General features: G+C 38.7%; 25 protein-coding genes and 2 other RNA genes. 7 read left to right on the top strand and 20 right to left on the bottom strand.

All coding sequences use genetic code 11. From position 1 onward, the window contains the following. Positions 1-17: 17 nt before the first annotated feature. From DW015_RS10335 to DW015_RS10285, 10 genes are all read right to left on the bottom strand, one after another. On the bottom strand, positions 18-668 hold the full coding sequence (locus DW015_RS10335; protein WP_041337543.1) for a hypothetical protein: 651 nt from the start codon (positions 666-668) through the stop codon (positions 18-20). Next, positions 655-915, bottom strand: a complete 261-nt coding sequence (locus DW015_RS10330) for an AbrB/MazE/SpoVT family DNA-binding domain-containing protein (RefSeq protein WP_041337544.1) — start codon at positions 913-915, stop codon at positions 655-657. Before DW015_RS10330 ends, DW015_RS10335 begins: the two co-directional genes overlap by 14 nt. A 263-nt stretch (positions 916-1,178) precedes the next feature. Continuing rightward, entirely contained in the window at positions 1,179-1,376 is a 198-nt protein-coding gene (locus DW015_RS10325; protein ID WP_041337545.1) for a hypothetical protein, read from the bottom strand. Between the two features lie 24 nt (positions 1,377-1,400). Beyond that, the gene (locus tag DW015_RS10320; RefSeq protein ID WP_117905587.1) at positions 1,401-2,324 is read right to left on the bottom strand and encodes an AAA family ATPase; all 924 of its coding nucleotides are present in this window, start codon (positions 2,322-2,324) and stop codon (positions 1,401-1,403) included. 3 nt (positions 2,325-2,327) lie between these two features. Then, the gene (locus tag DW015_RS10315; protein WP_117863485.1) at positions 2,328-4,346 is read right to left on the bottom strand and encodes a DNA-binding domain-containing protein; all 2,019 of its coding nucleotides are present in this window, start codon (positions 4,344-4,346) and stop codon (positions 2,328-2,330) included. A gap of 48 nt (positions 4,347-4,394) precedes the next feature. Further along, entirely contained in the window at positions 4,395-4,598 is a 204-nt protein-coding gene (locus DW015_RS10310; protein ID WP_041337548.1) for a hypothetical protein, read from the bottom strand. Between the two features lie 16 nt (positions 4,599-4,614). Continuing rightward, positions 4,615-4,688, bottom strand: an RNA gene (locus DW015_RS10305) — hammerhead ribozyme type II. Between the two features lie 582 nt (positions 4,689-5,270). Then, an RNA gene (locus DW015_RS10300) (hammerhead ribozyme type II) lies at positions 5,271-5,342 on the bottom strand. Positions 5,343-5,511: 169 nt separating this feature from the next. Then, positions 5,512-5,745, bottom strand: a complete 234-nt coding sequence (locus tag DW015_RS10290; RefSeq protein WP_117905586.1) for a hypothetical protein — start codon at positions 5,743-5,745, stop codon at positions 5,512-5,514. A gap of 12 nt (positions 5,746-5,757) precedes the next feature. Then, the gene (locus tag DW015_RS10285; RefSeq protein WP_041337551.1) at positions 5,758-6,210 is read right to left on the bottom strand and encodes a hypothetical protein; all 453 of its coding nucleotides are present in this window, start codon (positions 6,208-6,210) and stop codon (positions 5,758-5,760) included. A gap of 192 nt (positions 6,211-6,402) precedes the next feature. On the opposite strand from DW015_RS10285, the gene DW015_RS10280 reads away from it, so the two are divergent. Both DW015_RS10280 and DW015_RS10275 read left to right on the top strand, forming a co-directional pair. Further along, positions 6,403-7,104, top strand: a complete 702-nt coding sequence (locus DW015_RS10280; protein WP_117905585.1) for a S24 family peptidase — start codon at positions 6,403-6,405, stop codon at positions 7,102-7,104. A 681-nt stretch (positions 7,105-7,785) separates the two neighbouring features. Continuing rightward, positions 7,786-8,100: a transposase gene (locus DW015_RS10275; protein WP_347501058.1), complete on the top strand. Its 315-nt coding sequence runs from the start codon at positions 7,786-7,788 to the stop codon at positions 8,098-8,100. A gap of 123 nt (positions 8,101-8,223) precedes the next feature. On the opposite strand, the gene DW015_RS10270 is transcribed toward DW015_RS10275, so the two are convergent. From DW015_RS10270 to DW015_RS10230, 10 genes are all read right to left on the bottom strand, one after another. Next, positions 8,224-8,826 carry a hypothetical protein gene (locus DW015_RS10270; protein ID WP_038670458.1) on the bottom strand — a complete coding sequence of 201 codons (603 nt, stop codon included), beginning with the start codon at positions 8,824-8,826 and terminating at the stop codon, positions 8,224-8,226. Then, the gene (locus tag DW015_RS10265) at positions 8,813-10,474 is read right to left on the bottom strand and encodes a hypothetical protein (protein ID WP_117905584.1); all 1,662 of its coding nucleotides are present in this window, start codon (positions 10,472-10,474) and stop codon (positions 8,813-8,815) included. Before DW015_RS10265 ends, DW015_RS10270 begins: the two co-directional genes overlap by 14 nt. Positions 10,475-10,491: 17 nt before the next feature. Further along, complete coding sequence (locus tag DW015_RS10260; RefSeq protein ID WP_038670449.1) at positions 10,492-11,163, bottom strand: ABC transporter ATP-binding protein; 672 nt, start codon at positions 11,161-11,163, stop codon at positions 10,492-10,494. Between the two features lie 2 nt (positions 11,164-11,165). Beyond that, positions 11,166-12,494 carry an FtsX-like permease family protein gene (locus DW015_RS10255; RefSeq protein WP_117905583.1) on the bottom strand — a complete coding sequence of 443 codons (1,329 nt, stop codon included), beginning with the start codon at positions 12,492-12,494 and terminating at the stop codon, positions 11,166-11,168. Further along, a complete protein-coding gene (locus tag DW015_RS10250) occupies positions 12,491-13,636 on the bottom strand; it encodes a hypothetical protein (RefSeq protein WP_022287137.1) in 1,146 nt (381 codons plus the stop codon). The genes DW015_RS10255 and DW015_RS10250 overlap by 4 nt, the downstream gene beginning before the upstream one ends. Positions 13,637-13,842: 206 nt before the next feature. Then, entirely contained in the window at positions 13,843-14,247 is a 405-nt protein-coding gene (locus DW015_RS10245; protein ID WP_046442033.1) for a hypothetical protein, read from the bottom strand. A gap of 118 nt (positions 14,248-14,365) precedes the next feature. Next, positions 14,366-14,500: a hypothetical protein gene (locus DW015_RS13890; protein WP_278306200.1), complete on the bottom strand. Its 135-nt coding sequence runs from the start codon at positions 14,498-14,500 to the stop codon at positions 14,366-14,368. Beyond that, entirely contained in the window at positions 14,472-15,092 is a 621-nt protein-coding gene (locus DW015_RS10240) for an accessory gene regulator B family protein (protein WP_117905582.1), read from the bottom strand. Before DW015_RS10240 ends, DW015_RS13890 begins: the two co-directional genes overlap by 29 nt. Positions 15,093-15,211: 119 nt before the next feature. Next, entirely contained in the window at positions 15,212-15,898 is a 687-nt protein-coding gene (locus DW015_RS13620; RefSeq protein ID WP_207659375.1) for a GHKL domain-containing protein, read from the bottom strand. Positions 15,899-16,515: 617 nt separating this feature from the next. After that, a complete protein-coding gene (locus tag DW015_RS10230) occupies positions 16,516-17,244 on the bottom strand; it encodes a LytTR family DNA-binding domain-containing protein (protein ID WP_117905580.1) in 729 nt (242 codons plus the stop codon). Positions 17,245-17,412: 168 nt separating this feature from the next. Between DW015_RS10230 and DW015_RS10225 the strand changes: the two genes are divergently transcribed. The 5 genes from DW015_RS10225 to DW015_RS10205 all read left to right on the top strand — a co-directional run bounded on the left by DW015_RS10225 (position 17,413) and on the right by DW015_RS10205 (position 21,613). Further along, positions 17,413-17,871 carry a helix-turn-helix domain-containing protein gene (locus tag DW015_RS10225; RefSeq protein WP_117905579.1) on the top strand — a complete coding sequence of 153 codons (459 nt, stop codon included), beginning with the start codon at positions 17,413-17,415 and terminating at the stop codon, positions 17,869-17,871. A gap of 393 nt (positions 17,872-18,264) precedes the next feature. Continuing rightward, on the top strand, positions 18,265-18,915 hold the full coding sequence (locus DW015_RS10220) for a TIR domain-containing protein (protein ID WP_117877055.1): 651 nt from the start codon (positions 18,265-18,267) through the stop codon (positions 18,913-18,915). A 9-nt stretch (positions 18,916-18,924) separates the two neighbouring features. After that, complete coding sequence (locus DW015_RS10215; protein WP_242993271.1) at positions 18,925-19,809, top strand: macro domain-containing protein; 885 nt, start codon at positions 18,925-18,927, stop codon at positions 19,807-19,809. 112 nt (positions 19,810-19,921) lie between these two features. Next, the gene (locus DW015_RS10210) at positions 19,922-20,488 is read left to right on the top strand and encodes a TIR domain-containing protein (RefSeq protein ID WP_117905578.1); all 567 of its coding nucleotides are present in this window, start codon (positions 19,922-19,924) and stop codon (positions 20,486-20,488) included. 696 nt (positions 20,489-21,184) lie between these two features. Then, positions 21,185-21,613, top strand: coding sequence for a sigma-70 family RNA polymerase sigma factor (locus tag DW015_RS10205; RefSeq protein ID WP_022287983.1), 429 nt, complete (start codon positions 21,185-21,187; stop codon positions 21,611-21,613). Positions 21,614-21,727: the final 114 nt, after the last annotated feature.

The following is a 21,727-nucleotide window of genomic DNA, read 5'->3' as shown; positions in this document are numbered from 1 at the left end:
TCCAAATCCTCCTGTCCTTATTTTTTAGCCGTGAATTTCGTTTTCGGCGTTCTTTCAACTACAACCGCGCTGTCAATCATATCCACAGCACGCTCCACAATCTCATCGGTAAGCTGTTCGTTATTAATCATAAGCAGACGTTTAAGATTCTGCCAAGCGACGGCTTCGGATACCAGATAAGCGTTCTCCTGCGCCGCCTTTTCATCCAGACCGCCAAGCTGCATAAGATTTTTTACGTCGGTCTCATATTTCGCACCCTTAAGCTTTTTCTCCAGAACTTTGCGGCTCTTATCGTCAAGCCCAAGCCCATCCAGTATCTTAGCAACGCTGCCGTCCTTTATGTACTCCTTGTTGTAAACGGCGGAAAGCAAGCGTTTTGCAGATTCTGACAAGGTGTAGGTTACGTCCTCTTTTACAACGTCGCCGTACGCTTTACCAAAGATCTCCTTAAGCATTGTTGGGTACACAAGCTTAACGTTGTCGGCGTTGGTGACTGTGATTGCATTGCCAGCATTGTCGCTGTAGACAGCAGATTTAAACTTTGTATCCTGCAGGTCGGCTTCCGAAGCCTTAAGGATATCAGCCTCGATGCCGTCTGCCTCTGATTTAAGCTCCGAAATTTCCGCCTTGATCTCAGCATAACGTTTTACCTTTTCAGACAGATCCATAAGCCGTCTTTACCTCCTCTATGATTTCTTCGGCGCAGTTTCTGCAGGTATCACGTCCCTTGATAGAGCGCACATTATCAACACTGCCACAATAGCAACAGGTAGGTCTGTGCTTGCGAATCATGATACCGTCCGCTGTCTTCTCAATGTCAACAGCCATGCCTCCCGCAAAGCCCGCTGCAAGTCTGATGTCCTTCGGGATCGTCAATCCAGCTTTGCTTGTAAGCTTTTTATGTTTTGTTTCCATAGCGTTTTTACCTCCTTGTTTTTCTGCACTCTGCATTTATCAGGGCTTGTGACCTGCGCCGATCGGCGGCTGCATTACAGGAGGGGCACAGCCCCTCTGATACTTATTATTTCTTGTCTACAATTGAGCATTCATTGCATTCTCCGTTACTGTTGCAAATATTATCACAATAGCCGCATTTATCGCAGTACGGACAGTCATCACAACACATTTTCATAAAAAAGGCACATTCTGCGCTGCCTTTCATAAAACATTCAAAATTATTATGCATATTTAGTCGCCTTTACTTTCCTCGGCTCCTCGATGCGTACCATGTCTATCCAGCGTATCTTATCAGTATATCTATGTACAAGGCAAAGCTGCTTGTCCGTCGCCTTCGAAACCATCCAGTCCGCAGGATCAAGCTTGTAATACGCTATTATTCGTTTCTGAGCTTTGGTGGGATTTTTTCCGTGCTTCATTCTTTTTGTCCTCCGTTTCACTTTTTATACCGCCATATCCATATATTTAGCGATTGCAGACAATCCCTTGGCGGTCACATTGCCGTTATCGAGGGCGTTGGAGTATAGATTGACCGCTCCTTTGATAGCCTGTGGACTTTGAGCGATACACAGTAAAAATTCAACAGCAGCAGTGTCCTCTCTGATATCCGGAAAGAGCATTTCGATGTCGCTCTTCTTTATCTGCTTAACGCTGTAAAACCGGGTATTCTTCGTCCTGTTGCGTATCTGTGCAAACTCCGCTTTCTGCTTTCCGCCAAGTCTGCTTACCGTGGTTTCGTTGCCGACAAAGCATATTCCAAGGGTCTGTCCCTTTTCGTCAAAGCAGTCGCAAAGGCTTCGGAGAGTATCAATGGCATTTCTGGTGAGATGCTGGGCTTCGTCCACGATTATCACCATGCCGTCCGAAAGCTTTGACGAGATTTCCAGCCAGAGTCTGCTCACAGAGCCGGAGGATACGTTCAGCTTAGAACCGATAAGCTCCAGCACGGATTTTGATGACTTGATGCACGGATTTACCGTTATGTATATACAGTTTGTGCCGTGCTCACGGTAATACTGCCTGCAAGCCTGTGTTTTGCCTATACCTGCGTCACCGCAGGCTATGGCAAGACCGCCCTGAAGCTGACAGTTGCGTATGATCTTGTACACGTTAGACGATATTGACGTTTCCTTATAGTCTGTGCCGACATAGATTTCAGCTGCAGCCTGCTTGGTTACAAAGTATTCAATTACTTTTTTCATCTGCTTATCTACATCGCCGTTGTAGGTACCTGACTTAATTGCAGAGTATGAGCTATCGGATATACCAATCTTTTTGCAGACTGCAGCCGCAGATAGATTTTCCGAGTACTGCAGCTGTTTTATCTGTTCCAATGCCCACTCCTGTTTAGCTGTTAGCTTTTTCATTTATTAATCACTCCTCCATTTATTCTTCCGCCTCTCGGCGTTTTCGTTCATTTTATCTATATTGACCACAATATCGTCTCCGGAAGCCTTTGATATACTTTCCGGTTCATTATCAGCTCTTATCATAATCACATTGGACGGCATAACGATCTTAAAGCTCTGCTTACCATGTGCTGCCTTGAGAGCGGCAGCCTCCATAAGGTCGATCTTATGCTCTGAGTTTAAGCCATCTGTGATATTCTGGGCCTCGGCTTTAATAAACCGTTGTACTCTGCGCTGTAAAGCCATTGCATCGGAAATCTCTTCCTTGCTTTCGGTGATGTAATCTATAAGCAGCTTGTCCGCACATTCCCAAGTCCAAAGGTAACGGTCCGATTTATCGTAAACCCTTACGCTTCTAAGATCGGCGGGATCGTATCTTACATAGACCTCCTCGCCCAGGTGACGGTAAGTGTTTTCATAGTCCATAAACCAGACCTTTTCGCCGGATATTTCAACAAATACGCCGTTGCGCTTGATCTTTTGTACCCTTGTTGATCTCATAAGCATAAGATTAAGTTCGGCTTCCGGAGCTTTGCGTATTCCTACAGACTTTATATCCATATTCCATACGTCGATACGACTCATTCCTTTGTACTTTGTCTCAGCTCCGCCATATTCCTGCATATTAAAATCACCGTCAATATACATATCAATATATTCTCTAATCTCAAAGTCGCAGGGAATCTTGCCTTCTTTAATTCTACGCTTAAGGCTCTCAGGTCGCTGCATAATAGTGCCGCCGCAGTAACCTTCAAACATTCTTGCAAACTGCATTGTGACCGTGCTAAATGTACGCTCAATAGGCTTTGCTTTAGCGTTACGGACGATTGCGTTATGCATCGTGATTCCAAGCCTTTGGAGTATTGTCGGTGGTTCGATCTCAGGGTTATCGGTTTTCCTGCTTCGATGACCTTTTCCGCCAACGTCATGGGTCAAAAACTCTCGACCGTTATCAAAATATACGGCTTTCGGAATGCCAAATCGCATAATTCCATGCCTTAATGCGATGATTGTTGACTGGGAGTTCGGACTGTCGCATATATTCCAGCCGACCAGCACTCCGCTTTTGGCATCCAAAAAGGCTGTAAGGTACAGCCTGTGGATCGTGCCGTTATCTTCATCGTAGGACTGTATATCGAACGTGTGGTTATCTGCGATCCAGACGTCGTTAGCGTGGAGACCGTCGTACATACGGCTGATATATGGCAGGCATTTATCTTTCATAGCCTTATCGCCGTCGCGCATATATGTAAGCACGGCTTGTGGTATTTCCGACTTTATATGCCGCCTGAAAGTATTGTCTGACGGGAAGTTTGATACCATTGACGGATACCACTCTTTTGCACATTCAAGCGTTAGGTCGTAACAACGCGAAACGGTAGGTTTGTTTTCGGAAAGATAGAAATAGCAAAACTGCTCCCACAGCTCCGGTGGGATACTGCTCTTACCCTTATTGGCTCCGCCTCGATTTTCACAAAGCCCCTGCAGATTATTATTTCTGTAGGCTGCATACTTGCGGTATAGTATATCCACCGACACTTTGATATCATTATGCTCGAGCTGACACTTGCCGACGTAAAGCTTATCCACTTCGGTTTTCTTTCCGGGGTATTGATCCCGGTAACGCTGCCAGTCTCTGAGGATATCTACCCAGAGTGCGATTTCATCACGCTCATCTTCGGAAAACTCTTCGATTGACGTTTTCACAGGCTTTGACGTTTTCACAGGCTTTTTGGGCTGTTTTAATGCATTTTTAACAGGCTGTGCAACAAGTTCTAAGCCCGCTTCCGCTCTTTTCTGAGCATAGTATTTTGCCTGCAGGCCTTCGGGGAGTGATGATATTGGGATCATATATTTAGGACGGTTCCTGTCGTTGATTTCGATATTGCATGACAATTTTCCGTCCTTGCACAGTTTCTTTATATATCGTTCACTGCAGCCTTTAAGATCAGCAGTTTTGGCAACCGTCAAATATTCCACATCATCACCTCCCGAAGTTACTTGACAAAACTAATGTTTTCTGATATACTAAGTATCAGAGCCAGAACGGTTGTTTACGAGGTCGGACAGAAAATCTTCTGTTTCGGTCAATACTGCAAGAATGGTCGCAACATTCCTGCGGAGCTGTTCAGGCTCTATTTTTATGTCCTCAAGGCAGCTTGCCTGAGCCAGAAGCCGGGCTTGTCCCACCGCATGAGACAGTACTTGTGTTTTAAATTCCTTGTATTTCATTGGTTACACTTCCTTTCTCGGTCTGCCATCATCAGTACCGGGAGACCGTCCCCGGCAGACCGAACCGCCTGTTGCGGCTCGGTTTCGGCTAGAAAAATCGGAATGTATAAGTCTACTCCTTCCGAAAGAGTACCCTGCGCACTTATACTGCGTTGCACAACCTTGTCGACTAGGTTGATTGAGTTGGCTTTCACATCAGGACTTGCACCTGATAGGCTTACGCTTGCGAACCTAGCACTATGCGTGAACATTTAGCCGCCCCGATTATTACCGAAACGGCAAGGTAGATAGGATAAAAAGTTATCCTAAGTGGGTCTGATACGCTCAGACGGGCGGTATCTTTATGTTGTCTTTAGACTGTGTTATAAAAATACAAAAGACGTTCCAGCTGGTGCAAACATTAAGCTCATGCGCTCTCAGCTTGCATTTACGAGTTCGCACCTTAAGGAAAGTCGGAACTCTTATAACAAAACCTGTACCTCGGCTAATTCAACCCGACGACACGTAGCCAGAACACGTGGTTTTTAAGTCATACGCTACCGATATTTTATGTCCTCGGTCTACAGACTGTATGACAGGCTTGGTTCAAGATCTAAGTCGTTACCTCTGAGCTTGCAAGCTGCAGGTGATTCACTATATCCCCTATGGCGGGCAAGCACGGCACCTGCATATTTTGGTCTGCCATCATCAGTACCGGGAGACCGTCCCCGGCAGACAGCCGAGTTACTGTCGGCTGTTTCGGCTGTTTCGTGATCTGCCGCACAGATCGTCAAGACTGCATCGCAGCACATTGGCTATCCTGATCGTAGTCTTAAGAGAGGGCGTCAAAACGCCCTGCTCTATCTTGCACACGGTCACATTGCTGATCCCCGCATACTTAGCAAGCTCTCTCTGATTAAGATCACGCTGCTCTCTAATCTGCTTTATGCTTTTCCCAATATCTGCGCTCATAAAGGCGTTCCCTCCTTTTAGCAAAGTATATATCTCTGATAAGAGAGATGATAAGGTGCATACAGAACAATCCGGATAGTGTAAGCAACGGTATGATCCAGAACTCGGAATGTCCGCTAAGACTTGTTATGGCACACCATAGCATGATAATGGCAAACATGGTAAGCACCTTTCCCTCGTCCGTAAGTTTTTTCATAATAAACCCTCCTTACTTATACATCATAACGGTGATGACGTCTTTAGCGGCAGCAAGCGGACTGTCTCCTGTGATGCCTATATCATACACATGACCGTTCTTCATGGTTACAAGCACCCACTCTTCTCCGTTGTCTTCGCAGTAAGTTATATCATCAACATCATCATTGGCGGCATGGAGCAGGAAATAGAGCTCTTTTTCTACGAATAAAGCTTTATTCATTATATATCCTCTTATTGGCGGAGTTTGTTCCGCCCTTGTTTGCTGCTCGCCGTATTTTTCAGCTATGCAATCAAGATCATCATCTATTGCTGCCTTAGCATCCTCGATTGTATTATAAGCCTTTGGCGAGAAAGCCCCGTAAGGTGATATGCAAACATAGCCTATCCTATCGTTACCTGATATCGTATAGCCTCTGTACTCATACATATTCACATCGGTTTCCTTAATCTTATACTTATTCATTAAAATTCCTCCTTTTTCGATTGACGTTTAACGCTTTTTGTGTTAAACTTAATTTATCATGGGGTAACTATGCCCTAGAGGTTACCCTATAGTAAATTATAACTAGATTTTTTCTAATTGTCAAGTGAAATTCTAACTCGAAATTAGAAAAACGCTAATTTCGTGATAAGTAACAAAGGAGATGATTGAATTTTGGATATTTTGGATAGAATAACTATGCTTTTAGGCAATCGAGAGCAAAAAGAATTGACTAATTACCTGAAATTAAATAATGTTGCTTTTTCAGAATGGAAGTCTGGGAAAAGCAAATCATATAGAAAATATCTAATTGAAATTGCTGAATTTTTTGATGTTTCAATAGATTACCTTGTTTACGGCAAAGAAAAAAGCTCACCAGCGGAACAGTTGACCGATGATGAGCAAGAGTTACTTACATATTATAAGGAATTAGATTTAATGAAAAAGGGTCAAGTCCTCGAACGTGCCAAGGTCCTTTTTGAGCAGTCAAAAATACCATTAAAAGAGCTTGAAAACAGTGTTTTCATAGAGTACTATTCGTTGCCTGTCAGTGCCAGAACTGGCGTTGATCTGGATGGCTGCGAAAAAGGTATGTTGGAGGTTAAGAAAACGCAGCTCACTCTTGAGGCTAATTTTGCTCTAAGAGTGTCTGGCAACAGCATGGAGCCTGTATTCCACGACGGAGACGTAGTTCTGATAGCCTCGCAGCCATCTGTTGAGATCGGCGAGATAGGCATTTTTATACTTAACGGGGAAGGATTTATAAAGAAGTTCGGCGGAGATCGCTTGATTTCCCTTAACCCGGATTATGATGATATTCCGCTGCATGATTATGATAGTATCTATTGCCGGGGAAAGGTTATTGGAACTGTATGATATAAAAATATGAAACTAAGCAACTTGTGCTTGATCTTCCGACTGTAGTGATTGTTCGAGCCGCACAGTGGGACATTGATAAGTTAATGGGAACTAGTTCCCATTAATCGAATTTTTAGTTCCTATATTCCCGTATAAAATATGGAAATTTTTCAATTAGATTTTTCAATTGAACATTCAAACTATTTTATAAACGTTATAGCTTTAAAATGCGTAAATACGCTGTTTTGTGACAATTTTAAAATTTGAAAACAGTTCTAAAACGTTCTAAAAAGGTAAAATTTAAAGGTCTTAAAATGCTTTTAAAATTGCATTTTAAGACCTTATTTTTTTGACATTCAATTTTCTTATCCGCAAAGCACGTCAACTTTTTGCATATTCAAACCGCCGCATTTGCGCCACTTTCGTGGGTTTTCTATGCTAATTCCGAGTTATTCCGCATTTTTGCGTTTTTCGGATTTTGCGTGGCGAGCAACAACAATATCGTTTTTTATCACTGTTGTTGAATTTACAGAGATTTTTTCGCAGGGCCAGAGCTGCAGCTTATTTGGAAAAATCAGCCCAAAATTTCTTCGGACATGGAGAATAAAATCATCTCAATGTTACGTAAAAGGTATGTCAACTGCTGACATTGAAGAGCATATCCGCAATATTTAGGTCTGAGCGTGTCAGAAAGAACTTATGGCTGATTTAAAACGTGTTTATCCCGCTGTTGATGTGCCTTCTGCGCATGATGCCATTGACGAATTTGCATCAATATGGGACAAGAAGTATCCAAAGATTTCAAAGTCATGGTATGAAAATCGGGCGAATCTAAGCACTTACTTCAAGTTTCTGCAGGAACTGAGAAAGCTGACTTACACTACCAATGCGATTGAGGGAATTAACAGTAAGCTGCGAAAGGTCACCAAAACAAAGTCGTTATTTCCAACCGATGAGAGACTGTTCAAAATGCTGTATCTTGCACAGAATACTTTTATGAAAATATGCAGATAAGACCGACGGTGGTTTCGACGATCTCATCAAATAGATTTGCTCTTTAATTTTGATATGCCATTCCGCAGCTATACAGAATTTAGAATCAGGTCATTTTTTGTCAAACTTGTATATAACACAATCTTAAAGTTTTGCATTTTTACAATGATAATATGTTCCGATTGCCCGGTCATCATATTCGTCAGTATATTTCAAGGTCGGCAAATCGCAGATGTAATAGTCCGCAAGTGAATTGTTGTGTATGGTAAGCTTTATGCCGTAATCGGTTTTGTATGCCGACTCTATAATTACAGTTTCCTCAGCCGCCTGGTACATTCTTTTCAGATATTTTTCCGAGTGCATATAATTATATATCAGCACAACCAAAATCACAGCCGCCCCAAGCAGTGCAGAATAAATTATCACGTTCTTTCCATACTTTTTGAAAAAATATTTCGCACCTGTTGACTTGCAGACTTTTTCTGTAATCCGCTCCCGTTCGGCAGCTGTCAGCCTGTAGGCATGTATTTTTTTTGACTTTATAAATCCCATTTGGTTTGCCTTTGAAATCATATATTGGTATGCCGCAGCTCTGCCTTTCAGTTTCCCGAAAATCACAGCCTTGCGAAGTAAAATGCACATTCTGTCCAACGCCTGCGGTCTGTCGCTGTCACTTTCCATAAGGCTTGAAAACAGCTCGTTTCCACCGTAATCAAGAAACTGCAAAAGGTTTTCACGCTTGTCCATTCTTATCACCCGACTTTGCAAGTACGTCTTCAAGCTTTGCTCCGAATTTTTCGTAAACCGTGTATGCAAGACTTTCAATAGGCGGCTTTGCGGCTTTCATCTTGTACATACGCTTGCCCTCACTGTCTGTGCAGGATACCAGACTTCCCACCTTTGTGGGATAGTTTTTGTTGTTTATCCGCTGAATTTCATTATAAAGTTCTGTTAGATGAGTGACATAAAATCCCCTTACCCCCACTGCCGCTATAATTTCAAGATGAATTTTTGCAATGTTTAAGCACTCAACTGGCGTGGTTGACTGAATGGATTCGTTGAGAATAACAAGACTTCTGTCGGTCATATATTCGCAGATTTTTTTCAGCTCCTTGATTTCCGTGGTAAATCGGCTTGAATTTATTCCGACAGCTTCTTCCTTTGGAAAATGGGTGAATATGTAATCGGCAGGGGAAATCTCTGCACTTTCCGCAGGAACGTACAATCCCATTTGTGCCATTAAATGACATACTCCCACCGCTCTTGCGAAAGTGGTTTTTCCGCCGTTGTTTGCTCCCGTCACCATATAAAACCGTGCGTAATCTGACATATCAATATCGTTTGCAACAATTTTTTCGGTCAGAATTTCCTGCGGATTTTGCGTAACAAGCTGCCTGTAGAAGTTGAGGTCAAAGACGTTTTTCAGCCTTGTAACACGCTTCTCAGAGGGGAGAAATTTCGGTCGGCACATTTTCATTCCCCTTGCCCTAACACTTGATATAAACTGTGCCGCTCCGCCATAGAAGTCAAGCTGTGATTCCAGCTCCGAAAGGTCTGAAAAAACCGAGGAACGATAGCTTTTAAGTGCTGCGGCAATCCGCAGGGCGGACTCCTTTGTGTATTTGCTCAGTTCACGGAAAAGGGCAGTGTCTATATCAATGGGAGTGTGCCTTGTTGCCGAGTTGAAATGCTCCTCGCCAATAAACTGCTCTCTGCCTGCAAAACTTTTGAACACAAGCTTTTCAAGAATATTTCCCTTGGGATAAATTTTGTCATATCCGATTTCAAGCAGTCCTGCACTGTCGGGATTCATAGCCGAATCAAAATTAACACCGATTTTTACGCTCCGTATGGTTTTTGAAAAGGTATCTTTCAGCTGTGAAATGCTGTATGCTATTTCGAAAATGTTCTCGCTTTTTGGCAGTTTTTCAAAAAACTGTGCAAGCCTTTTTACCGCTACCGACTTAATTGCGTGATTATACTTTGCAAAGAACCTGTTGATGTTTTCAATGCAGCCGAGAAATTCTTCAAGGCTGTCCATATGGGTCTTAATCTGCATAAACGAGTTGACACAATCAACATCTGAAAAGTCAATTCTGTTTCCTGCGAGTTCATTTATCAGCTGTCGAAATCTGCCGTTAAGTTCGGGGACATTCATAAAGTCCTCAAGACAATCCAGCCTGTAATCAAGGGTTTCAATGTCATCTGTAAACTCTTTCATTTTAGATGTTGCGACAGCAAAATTCATAGGTGCAATAAGTTTTGCTATGTTATCCGTTTCAAGATTGACCATAAAATCCTGCGGATAATTTTCATATTTTTTCTGCCGCTTTTTTGCATACTCCTCAGCCTCCGCCGACGGATAGAACAGATCTACATAATCGGTAATTTTCATTGTTTTCACTCCACAATTTATTTTGCTGTAACAATATTCCCGTCACTAATCTCAATAACCCTGCCGCATTGCTCCGCAATCTTCGGGTCGTGGGTAACTATAACAACCGTCCTGCCCTGTTTGTTCAGGGACTTGAAAAGCTCCATAATCTCAGCGGAAGTCTTTGTGTCCAGTGCTCCCGTCGGTTCGTCCGCCAAAATCATTGACGGTTCATTGACTATCGCTCTGGCAATTGCCACACGCTGCTTCTGTCCGCCCGAAAGTTTGCTGCATAGCTTTTTGGCAAGCTCCTCAATGCCTACCGATTTCAGTGCCGCAAGGGCTTTTTCTTTCTTGTCACTGACTTTCTTTTTGGAAAAATTCAGCGGTATCATCACGTTTTCCAGTGCCGTGAAATCCTCAACCAGTGCAAAATCCTGCATAACCATCCCGATTTTCTCGTTTCTGATTTTTGCATACTGACTTTCGGAAAGGTCTTTCACAAGCACATCATCAATGTAGTATTCGCCCTCCTGATAGTTGTCAATGCAGGCTAAAATATGCAGAAGCGTTGATTTTCCTGCACCCGATTTTCCGATAATCGCAATAAGCTCACCGTCCCGAATTTCTGCCGAAACACCGTGGAGAGCCTTGAATTCGTTGGCTTTCTTTGAATTATATATTTTTACTATGTTATTAAGTTTTACCATTACTATTCCTCCGATAATATTATTGCTTTTTTTATAGCCTTTGATGTAAGGATAATGCAGAAAATGATACAGGATACCAAGATATATACAGCACACACAATCAGGCAAATGGTGATCTGTTTCCAGCCCAATGTAATTACTGTTTTGCTGAACAATCCTGCCTTGTAGAAAATCAACGATCCTGCTATTGAAATTATCAAAGACACAATGCAAATCAGCCCATTGTAAATTACATTGATTGTAAGCAACTGTTTTCTTTTTGCACCACCCAAATACAGTATGGCTTCGTTTCTCATATTATTTTTGCAGTTAATCGCATTAACGCTCACTGACGCAATCAGTACAAGCAGGTATATTGCACACATTATTGGCATCAATGTGTACAACTCTCTATAAACAATGGTCTGACTGTTGTTGTTCAACTGAGAAAACTGTATCGCAAATGATAATACAGAAAGATTCTCGTTGATATATTTTCTGTTGTAAAGCTTTTCATCATCGGAAATATTCCGGTTGTACTTTATAAAAAGGGAGTCTGACATTACTGAATCCAAATCGGTTTTATTCCACTCCTTATCTGTAAAAAACAATACAGGTTCATTATATACAATGCTGTCCGCTGAATACCCAAGAGATTCGAGTTTCAAAGCAATCTCCTCGTTTGTAAAGCCTTTGTTTTTAAGCTGGTCATTCAGACAGTTGAAATGTGTAGAAAGCATTAACTGATAGGATGGTTCATTTGATTCATATTCCGAGTTTGCTCCAAGGTATTTTTCATTATCACCAATTACACCGATTATTCTGACCTTCAACGTTCCATTTTCAGTTTCAAATTCAGCAATATCATTAACATTATAGCCTTGATAATTTCGGGTAATTACAGCCTGCGGTATATCATCGGATTGCTTGGAATCAGTTATCCACGAACCTTTTTCTATTGTCGGGCGAAAAAGATTTGCAGAATAATCATCATATACAAGTGCATATGCGGTCTTAACCTCGTTAGTTTGTGTATCAACGCCTGTTTGCAGGGACGCAAAGTTTACAGACGAGATAAAATCAACATCTTTCAGCTGAGTTTTGATTTCATCTGTGTTTTCCAAAAGTCCGCCATTTTCATTATCTTTCAAAAAATATCCACCACAATACAATCCCTCGCCATTAAGCAGCGGTTTGACAGCCTCATATGAGGAAGCCTTTTCGTCTATTATCGATGTCATAATTATTCCGATAACAAAAACAGCAATCAGCTGGAGGCTTATTAAAACATTGATAAACGAGTGCTTTTTCAGGAAGATACCGATAACCCTGCCGTATAACTTAATTCTCATTTCAATCCCTCCTTAATTTTTTTGCCGAGATTATGATGAAGCAAAAACAGATTAAGAAGATACGATATTGCAGAGTAAATCAAAATTATTTCTGCGTAAACATATGGATTATATGCAGCTTTCATAAGCGGAAATTTAGCTGAAAGTACAGTAAGAATAAATTTATCATAGCACAAAGCTGAAATAATGCTTACAGGAAGCATAATAAGAATAATCTCATTTGCGGTTGATATGCTCAGATTTGAGGTTAACCCTCCGCAGATACGCATAATGGTCAGTTGTCTTGTTCTGCTGATAATGATGTAATTATACAGAATGGAAATGTTCAATGCCGAAAGAATGGCAATGATTACCGAAATCAGTACAACTGTTATGTAGTAGGAAGTGTTTGATGCCAAGTCGAATGCCGGTTCATAAAGAGTGATTTTATCTTTGAAAAATTCGCTGATATATGCGGTAAAATCATCATATTCAGATTTAGTGATTTTATTGTTGAGTGCAAGATAAACCCCGTCGTTCATAATTGTATCGTCGGGGACTGAGCTGAACGGAACATAGATACTGTAAAAAAAATAGCTGCTGTTAGCAGGGTTTATTGTGCCGATAACATCATAGCTCTGACCGAATGCTGTAACCGAATTTGTATATTCGGGTGCTGAAGTCGGCTGATTTACATTTCCGCTGCCCATTACAACAGCCTTTTTTTCTCCGTTTGAATATTGCTCCTGCGTGAAAAAACTGCCGTCCTTAATTACAAGGTCATCAATCATTGGCTGAAATACGTTATCGGAATATTCAAATTTTCCTTCAGAATACTGAAGATAGAATGCGACAGGTATTTCCTCATCAATTCCGCTTACCTGCGTGGACGAAAAACAGGTAATATATGAAACATCACCCATAAGCTTATTCGGCATATTCTTCACAAACTCACAAAAATTTTTTTTTGTAATAATGTCATTTATGGAAAAACCGACAGCATAGCTGTCAATTTCGCCGTCCTCAATATTTTTGCTGTACTGATAGTACAATCCAACACCGAAAAACAAAACCCCGAATGAAACAAACATAGAAATCACAAGTAGAACCAGCATACCGGTATGATTTTTCATCATATTTCTAAGATTTTTCAGCGTGTACATTCTTTCCTCCTTCAAACCCATTAAGGCAATGCATTATCTGATGTTATTCAGATAATGCATTGCCTTTGTAAAATGTTCAATTGATTTTTATTAAAATTTCTTTAATGCATATTTAATTCGGAGCAAAGCCCGATGTAAGCGTAGCTTTTCATCGGCTGCGACGAAGCAAGCTTGCCGCAGGAGCTTTAGCTCCTCAGGGTTATATATTAGTAATCAGACTGAATATCCTTAAAAACTCTATTATCTTTCATGACTAGAGTTCTGGCAGAATACTTATAACTAGTATTACGGTTATGGGTTGTTGTTGCTTTCAAAAGCTGACCTTTGGACAGCGTACCATTTTTCCATCCAGAAGGAGTATAAGAACCGATTTTTGCTGCAGAAGTCTTGTAATAAAGGGTTGACTGTACAGAGTAATTTGTTTTTGTAGTTGAAAGATTCGTTACCGTTCCCACTGAATCTGTCTCGCTTGGAGTATAAGACGTATATGCAAGTATAATTCGATAACTATCCTCATATGATGCTTGATACGCACTAGCACCTATAGCACTCATAGAAGCCATTATCATAACAGCAGCACCCATAGCCGCAATTTTCTTCTTAAGTTTCATATTGAAAACCTTTGAATCAATCTTCTTCCTGCACAAAATGATTAATTCAGCTCAAAACTATACTAGTGTAGATCGTAATAGTCGAATATGCCAATCTTTTGAATTGTGTTTTTGATGCTTATCTCTTGTAAATGTTCTTAGGTTCTCTAGTCTGATATCCGCCATAATGAGAAGCTGCTCCACAAGCCAAAATTGCAGTATGCTTTGCAATCTTCTGAATCATTTCAGCTATCGTTTTCTTGAACTTTTTCACATGAATTTCCCCCTCTCTCTTGAATTTTTGCTTCTTTAACTTTTGCTGCGATCATAAGCAAAACAATTAAAAAAGTTGTAAATATAATCATTGTGCCAAGATAACTTTCTCTGAGAATTAACCCGGCACAATTAATTATTGAAGTCATAGCTGTCCCTGTTATTTTTAACTTTATTTTTTTTGAATCATCAATTGGTTTGTTTTTATTTTCTATAGGACCCAAGATAGAAACTATCAGTTCAGTAACACAGATTAAAACAATAATAATCAATAGGGAGAATTTATTAGAAAATATACTATTGGCTAAAGCGGTTAATATGAATGTAGTACACATCAATAAATTGCACCTAAAGTATGTATCAGCGTGATAGCCTCCGGTGAATGATCTGATAAGTATAAACAATAAAAGAAAGATAATACTTTCTGCTATGTGATTAATAATTATCCCCAATAAAAGAACAAGAAAAATATTTAAAAACGACGATATACTGATTTCTATTCCATATCTATAAAAGTCTTGTACATCTGATTCGCTGCTGATTACTTCTTGCTCTGTAAGGAAAGTAACGATTTTAGATACCAAATAATTCATTTTATCACCTTGCTTTTTTATATTTTAATAAATATAAAGTCTTTCGTCAAGCGTTTTGGCACATCGTGCAGTTTTCGGGCACAAAAAATAACTCGGCGTAAGCCGAGCTATCATAAAGACTAAGTTTCCAATATTACAGAACAGCAGAAAGTATTGTCAATTTCATAAAAATCATATCTGCCGTTATATTTGCAGGCAATATCCTTTATTATCGCAGTTCCCAACCCGTGATTTTGTTTATCGCTCTTGGTGGTTTTTAACTGTGGATTGATGTTTAGTACTGAGCAATGCATTGAGTTTTTTATGAGAAATGTATAGATGTTGTTTTCTTTCCCTATTTCCAGGTATATAAATCTGTTAGCATCGATTGGCATATTCTTGCAAGCGGTTACGGCATTTTCCAAACTGTTGCTCAGCAGGTCGCATAAGTCTGTTTCACTGATGCCTGTAAAGTCGCTTACCGTAATGCAGGAAACCTTTATACCCAAAGCTGCCGCTGCAGATAGTTTAGAGTTTATAATTGAGTTTGCAACCGCACTGTCGGTTCTGACATAGGTTTCAATTCCATTTACAACGCTGCATGATTTTGATATAAGATTCATTGCCTCTTGGGTTTCATTTTTTGAGAGCATAAAATACACGGCTGAAAGCTGATTTTTTATATCGTGCCTTATTTTTCTGATCAGCTCGTATTGAGTCTCCGCATTATTAACATACTGTTCCATATACTGTTCTTTTACGGATAGTACCTTCATATTCTTTATCTGAGCATTCTTGAAGAAGAGTGAATAAATAACGTAAAACATTAGGAAATTCAGTATAATGATAACCAGGTATGATAAATTGATGTATATTCTTTGCGTATCATCCGCATTGAGTGAAAGTACATGGAGAAGTGATACTAGAATAAAGGAAGATATTAATACTGTGATAATCGGAGACCAATCTGATATTGTATAACTGTCAGAGAATTTGAACAGCTTGATTATAATTTTCAAGGAGATCCAAAGAGAAATCTGGATTACAATCAAAGTCATGAATCTTACGCTATTATCATTTGTAATCAAGTCCTTGACGCTTATTCTATTTAGAGATGATAATAAATTAAGTTCAACAGAAGTGATAAGCAGCAGAATAATATTGGGAATGATCGTTGATAGTAGTTTTTTAATAATACTGTCGTTAAAGGCAATAATGGCATATACCAACAATATAACTAAATATAAAGTACTTGTAAATTCCTCATATAAAGTGATGTGATTTAACAGGGTTATGGTTGTTCCAAATATGATACTAAAAATCGAAAGAAATGTTTTTGCCTGTTTGAGAGATTTAGGATTTAGAAATCTATACACAAACCATGTCATAATAAAGCCCTGATAATAATTAATCACAAGCTCAAAGCATTTCCATAGCAAGTTCTTCATTTTGTCTTCCTCAAATACTGTGTTAATTTCTCATCAACAGTTTGTTTGTAGTTTTTACTCATATTTAATCTAAAGCCTTGCTTAAAAATTATCTCGTCTTTATTTCTATCTATATTAAAAATGTGACGAAGATTAACTAGAAAACTCTTGTGTATCCGAGCAAAATCATATTGAGAAAAATGAATCTCCAATTCACCAATATTACCTCTGATCTTTATCGGTTCGTTATGTTCTGAATGATAGATAACATAATGTTTACTGCTCTCAATATAATAAATGCTCTTTATTTGCAGCGGAACTCTTCCGACTTCTTTATTTTCCAAAATAATAATTGTGTTTTGCTTCATTTCATTGAAGAGCTGATTAACCACACTATGTAGTTTTTCTGTGAAAAAAGAATCATTGCTTTTGGTTATAAAATTCAGTGGTCGGAAATAAAGACTATCATAAACCAGTTCAGGATGATTGGTAACAAAAATTATGTAACAGTCGTTTGAACTTGAAATCTTAGCTGCTAATTGAAAACCGTCCGGCTCCGGCATATCAATATCAAGAAAAACCAAATCAAATGGTTTTATTAAGTGGTGCTGATACATCAATTCACTTGAAATGTAAGTTTCTAACTCAATATCTTCATTATTCTGTCTTTTAAATTCGGATTTGACAGCTTGTGACATATTATTAACAAATACTTTATTATCATCACATATTGCTACTCTGATCATATGTATTTCCTCCTTATAATGTAGTATAAATCACATCAATTATATTCACAATATAAATAATCGACAAATTTCGCCGATTTGTTATAAATAATATAAACTTGTGGCTTCTAAATATATTTATACTATAATAAAAATGTTGGAATCGGAAAGGTAGGTGGATCGTATATTATGAAAAAGCGAGTTAAAAGCTCAAATGTTTTTGGCGAAAAACAAAAGCTCATTATCGCCAAAATCTTGATCAATCTGCGAGAGCTAAACTTTCTAACACAAACAGATATAGCAAAACATCTTCATCTTTCTCCTAGCACGATTTCTCACTATGAAAAAGGATTAACTGTCCCACCTACAGAAGTTGTGTATCGACTTGCCGACTTTTATAACGTTACTACAGATTATATTCTCGGCAAAAGTGCAAGCAGGACAAATCTTAATGACACTTATGCAATAAAGCTAACAAATAAAATGACTATAGGCGACGCTGTAGAAATAATGGCAAAGATGGACAACGCAGAACGTGAGCATTTAGCGTATTTCATTGAGGTTATAGGAAAGTCAAAAAAAATAATTCAATTTAGAACTCTGAATTTGTATCAGGGTTCTTTTTATTTTACCATAATAAAACAATAAGGTCAAGCATATTATGCCTGTTTTCAGAACTTTGCATTTTGTGCTAAATATCTTCACCTTGTGCCAAATTCGTTGACATTTATACATAAAAGTATATAATATACATAAATTAATGGATTGTCTATTTACGAGGAGAGAATGCAATGGCTTTTAGAGTATTGAGAGCGGTTGATTAAACTGATACAAATCAATACATATATTATATCATAATACGACAATGGAAAAGTATATAGTATTCTTTGTTCAGATAAAATATGGTTCTCTAATATTGTTTTCTAAGCAGGTTTTGATAAATGACGTTTTTGAACATAAAAAAACACAGTGAATTAGAGTCAATGATTTAATAGGAAACACTTAGTATCGGAATAAAATTTTTTAAATGGAGATGTTATTATGACATATGAAGAAGTAATTGAAAAAATCAGATCAACCACTAAAGTGTCTGTTGTATCCGTAAAAGATATTCAGCACGGAAAAAGTATAACGTTGTCAAACGGAAGTATTATAAACTGTTTTAATACAGGCAAACATAATGTTCAAGGAAGAAACACTGATGAAACTAAAGCTATTCTTGGTGAAACTGCTAAGCTTGGAAACAGAAAAATATTTGTTGTTTACGGTCATGATGATATTGCACGTACACAGCTTGAAGCATTGCTTCGCCGCTGGGATCTTGAGCCGATTATTCTTGATCAGCAGGCTTCAGGGGGACAAACCATAATCGAAAAGCTTGAAGAATACAGTCAAGAGGTTGGATATGCAATAGTTTTGGCAACTCCTGATGACGAAGGAAAATCCAAAAGCGAAGATAGTTACAAATCCCGTGTAAGGCAAAATGTAGTTCTTGAACTTGGAATGTTCCTTGCAAAATTGGGTAGAGAAAAGGTTGCAATTCTGCTTAAAGAAGATATAGAATTTGAAAAGCCTTCTGATATTCATGGTTTAATATATATTCCATTTGACAAGAAGGTGGATGAAGTTGCAATAAATCTCATAAGAGAACTTTCAAAGCAGGGCTATAATATTGACCCATTAAGGATTTGATTGACAAAGATGATTCGAAGAATGCTGACAATAATAAAAATCAACCTAAAATACATACTATCGAAATTCACAATAATCGCATCATCAGTTTTTGGATTGGCTTCAATCGTTCAACTATTTTTTGATTGGAATACAATCGGAATAGAAGACGATGATGTTAAGTGTAAGATAAAGGCTTTTACAGTGCTTTTGTTTATTTGTTTCCTTACAGCACTTGTCTGGGGACTGCATTCATCAAAAGAGGTAACAATACTATCTGAGGATGATGTTGAAATTATTGTAAGATATGATGATCTTATGAAGATAGCATTTCCCAAAAAACCTCAGACTGAAAGAATAGTCGTCATAGCAGTTAATTGTTGTTATGATACTGTTGTAAATGATGACATTATTCACGAAGGCTCTGTGCATGGTCAGTTTCTAAAAAGATTTGCTTATTCGGACGAAAAACGACAAGCTCTTGATGCTGAAATAGAAAGTTCCCTTAAAGCATTTGGCTATGAATATGAGGATATCTCTCTTAACGAAAAAAGAGAAGGAAAGCGAAAAAGATATCCTATGGGTTCAGTATCCCGAATAAAAGGCGAGAATGGAGTTACTTTTTTCTTGCTTGCTCTTACAGAATTTGATGTTGACTGTGTTGCTCATTGTGATAAGCATCAATACTTTGATTGTATTCTAAAATTGTTTGAGTATTATGACAAACATGGTCAAGGGAAGGAACTCTATCTATACCCTATGGGAACAGCCATGTCACGAACAGGGTTATCGAAAAAAGAAGCATTGGAGAGTATTGTTCTTTTAACCCAAATATCTAAAAACTATTTAAAATGCAAGACAACAATAATCGTTGATAAGAAGTGTAAAAACGAAATATCGATTACGGATTTATAACATGAACGTATGTCAGTGGGGGTTAAATTTCCCTATGATATTCTAAGTGGTTATCGCCTCCCTTGTTCATAGTTGTACGGTCGGTTGCCCCTTATTTAAAGGAGAAATCAGAATGGCTTATAGAAATGGTACATATATTGCATTTGACGGTCAGGGAAAGACTGATCCGACACAAAGTGATTTAAAATATCTTGGACTTCTCAGAAGTTGGGATAAGAATTCAAACTTTGATTTTCATTTTATTGATAGTCATAAGAAGACAGCAGCTGTTTTGGATTCAAGCTTGAGAAAAACGCTTGAAAATCGGCTGATGGAGAGAATGCGCAATTCAAAAAACATGCTTCTGGTACTTTCTGGTGAAACTAACTATAATAGAGGATTGCTTAATTTTGAAATAGAGAAAGCAGTTGACTTATATGAACTTCCTCTAATAATAGCATACACGGATTGTTCTCATGTTATTAATTATGATGACTACAGCATCAGATGGCCCAAAGTACTTGTAGATAGAGTCAATGATGGATCTGCAAACGCAATACACATTCCCTTTAAAAAGAAAGCTATAATTGAAGCACTAAACAGATTCTCAGTGAATAGCACAGGAAGTGATATTTTGAGGGGTCCGAATAATGTGTTTTCAAAAGAAGCATATGCACAGTGGGGATATTATTTCTCATAAATATATGATGATATAAAATGGAGGGAGCGTTATGATACAGCATTATTTGCTTATACGTCGTGAAGTATAAGCAAATAAAAACTTCAGGAAATACTTGAAAATGAGGAGCTTCAGGGAAATGAAAAAGCCTTATTAACCTCTCTGTTGGATGCTGTTTTCTATTACTATGTTAAGTATCATAACCACGTTGACAATAGTTATAATGTCATGCAGCTGTATAAGCAATATTTTATGGGCTTTTATTCCCACTCTGATTCTTTGTTCTTCTTCAATGCTTTTAGATTCCATTTTCGAGAAACATTTATAACAGATTGAATCCGATGTACTGAACTCGTCACGTTTTTTCGTGCTCGCTGGAGAGCATCGGCAGGATAGATTCCTACACAAAAGGAGTCCATCTTGTCGGTGCTTTTTAATTTATAAATAAAATATTCAACGCCTGATATGCATTATGGCAGGGGATACAAAATATGACCGTTTTGCAGAGAATGCAAACAGCATGTTTTGTGCCCTTTCTTTAGTACGCCCATTTTTCAGGCAAACAGAGTCTGTGTACTAAGTATGCAGGCTCGTTTTTTGTGTCCTCAGAAGAAAGGACACAATATGATTTTTACAACAAAGTGGCTGTGCATTATATCCAAATATCCGTAAGCCTTCGTTTTGATTCAAAACAAAAATCAAAACGGAGGAATATTAATGAGTAAAAATACATTGCGTGTCTATGACACCATAGCAAAGAAGTATGTTGAGGTTGAAGTCAGTGAAAACGTCAGAGTGGGATACAATCGAAGTCAGTGGAATATTGACGATAATGACAAGTCGTTCTATCAACATGAGATTCAGTTCTCAGCCCTTATCGGAGGCATTGACGGAGCATTTGAGAACTTTCACGAATTTGTGACTGACAAAGATGTTACTGAACGAAATGTTATGCTGCATGCGGAATATGACAGACTGCATAGTTGTTTAGCATTGTTATCGGATGACGAGCGAAAATTAATTGAACTTATATATTTTAAAAACTTAACAATTGAAGAATGCGGAAAATATCTTGGTATTACTCACCAAGCTGTCAGCAAGAAAAGAAAGAGGATTTTGTGCAAACTCTACAAACTTTTAAAATAATCAAAAAAAATGGTTGCAAAAAGCGTTGCTTCTTCCCCTATACAAGCGGAATAAAAATCCGAAGTAGCTTGACAACCGAATATCAACTCTGCAAGTACGTTAATCACACGGTCG

The sequence above is a fragment of the Ruminococcus sp. AF37-20 genome (genome assembly GCF_003460465.1).
Classification (GTDB): domain Bacteria; phylum Bacillota; class Clostridia; order Oscillospirales; family Ruminococcaceae; genus Hominimerdicola; species Hominimerdicola aceti.
This window is presented reverse-complemented; position numbering and strand designations above follow the sequence as displayed.

Excerpts from the sequence above, each read along its gene's own strand:
- DW015_RS10335 (WP_041337543.1), bottom strand. The coding sequence starts at position 668 with ATGGATCTGTCTGAAAAGGTAAAACGTTATGCTGAGATCAAGGCGGAA.
- DW015_RS10330 (WP_041337544.1), bottom strand. The coding sequence starts at position 915 with ATGGAAACAAAACATAAAAAGCTTACAAGCAAAGCTGGATTGACGATC.
- DW015_RS10325 (WP_041337545.1), bottom strand. The coding sequence starts at position 1,376 with ATGAAGCACGGAAAAAATCCCACCAAAGCTCAGAAACGAATAATAGCG.
- DW015_RS10320 (WP_117905587.1), bottom strand. The coding sequence starts at position 2,324 with ATGAAAAAGCTAACAGCTAAACAGGAGTGGGCATTGGAACAGATAAAA.
- DW015_RS10310 (WP_041337548.1), bottom strand. The coding sequence starts at position 4,598 with ATGAAATACAAGGAATTTAAAACACAAGTACTGTCTCATGCGGTGGGA.
- DW015_RS10290 (WP_117905586.1), bottom strand. The coding sequence starts at position 5,745 with ATGAAAAAACTTACGGACGAGGGAAAGGTGCTTACCATGTTTGCCATT.
- DW015_RS10285 (WP_041337551.1), bottom strand. The coding sequence starts at position 6,210 with ATGAATAAGTATAAGATTAAGGAAACCGATGTGAATATGTATGAGTAC.
- DW015_RS10275 (WP_347501058.1), top strand. The coding sequence starts at position 7,786 with ATGGCTGATTTAAAACGTGTTTATCCCGCTGTTGATGTGCCTTCTGCG.
- DW015_RS10270 (WP_038670458.1), bottom strand. The coding sequence starts at position 8,826 with ATGGACAAGCGTGAAAACCTTTTGCAGTTTCTTGATTACGGTGGAAAC.
- DW015_RS10265 (WP_117905584.1), bottom strand. The coding sequence starts at position 10,474 with ATGAAAATTACCGATTATGTAGATCTGTTCTATCCGTCGGCGGAGGCT.
- DW015_RS10260 (WP_038670449.1), bottom strand. The coding sequence starts at position 11,163 with ATGGTAAAACTTAATAACATAGTAAAAATATATAATTCAAAGAAAGCC.
- DW015_RS10255 (WP_117905583.1), bottom strand. The coding sequence starts at position 12,494 with ATGAGAATTAAGTTATACGGCAGGGTTATCGGTATCTTCCTGAAAAAG.
- DW015_RS10250 (WP_022287137.1), bottom strand. The coding sequence starts at position 13,636 with ATGTACACGCTGAAAAATCTTAGAAATATGATGAAAAATCATACCGGT.
- DW015_RS10245 (WP_046442033.1), bottom strand. The coding sequence starts at position 14,247 with ATGAAACTTAAGAAGAAAATTGCGGCTATGGGTGCTGCTGTTATGATA.
- DW015_RS10240 (WP_117905582.1), bottom strand. The coding sequence starts at position 15,092 with ATGAATTATTTGGTATCTAAAATCGTTACTTTCCTTACAGAGCAAGAA.
- DW015_RS13620 (WP_207659375.1), bottom strand. The coding sequence starts at position 15,898 with ATGTTTTACGTTATTTATTCACTCTTCTTCAAGAATGCTCAGATAAAG.
- DW015_RS10230 (WP_117905580.1), bottom strand. The coding sequence starts at position 17,244 with ATGATCAGAGTAGCAATATGTGATGATAATAAAGTATTTGTTAATAAT.
- DW015_RS10225 (WP_117905579.1), top strand. The coding sequence starts at position 17,413 with ATGAAAAAGCGAGTTAAAAGCTCAAATGTTTTTGGCGAAAAACAAAAG.
- DW015_RS10220 (WP_117877055.1), top strand. The coding sequence starts at position 18,265 with ATGACATATGAAGAAGTAATTGAAAAAATCAGATCAACCACTAAAGTG.
- DW015_RS10215 (WP_242993271.1), top strand. The coding sequence starts at position 18,925 with ATGATTCGAAGAATGCTGACAATAATAAAAATCAACCTAAAATACATA.
- DW015_RS10210 (WP_117905578.1), top strand. The coding sequence starts at position 19,922 with ATGGCTTATAGAAATGGTACATATATTGCATTTGACGGTCAGGGAAAG.
- DW015_RS10205 (WP_022287983.1), top strand. The coding sequence starts at position 21,185 with ATGAGTAAAAATACATTGCGTGTCTATGACACCATAGCAAAGAAGTAT.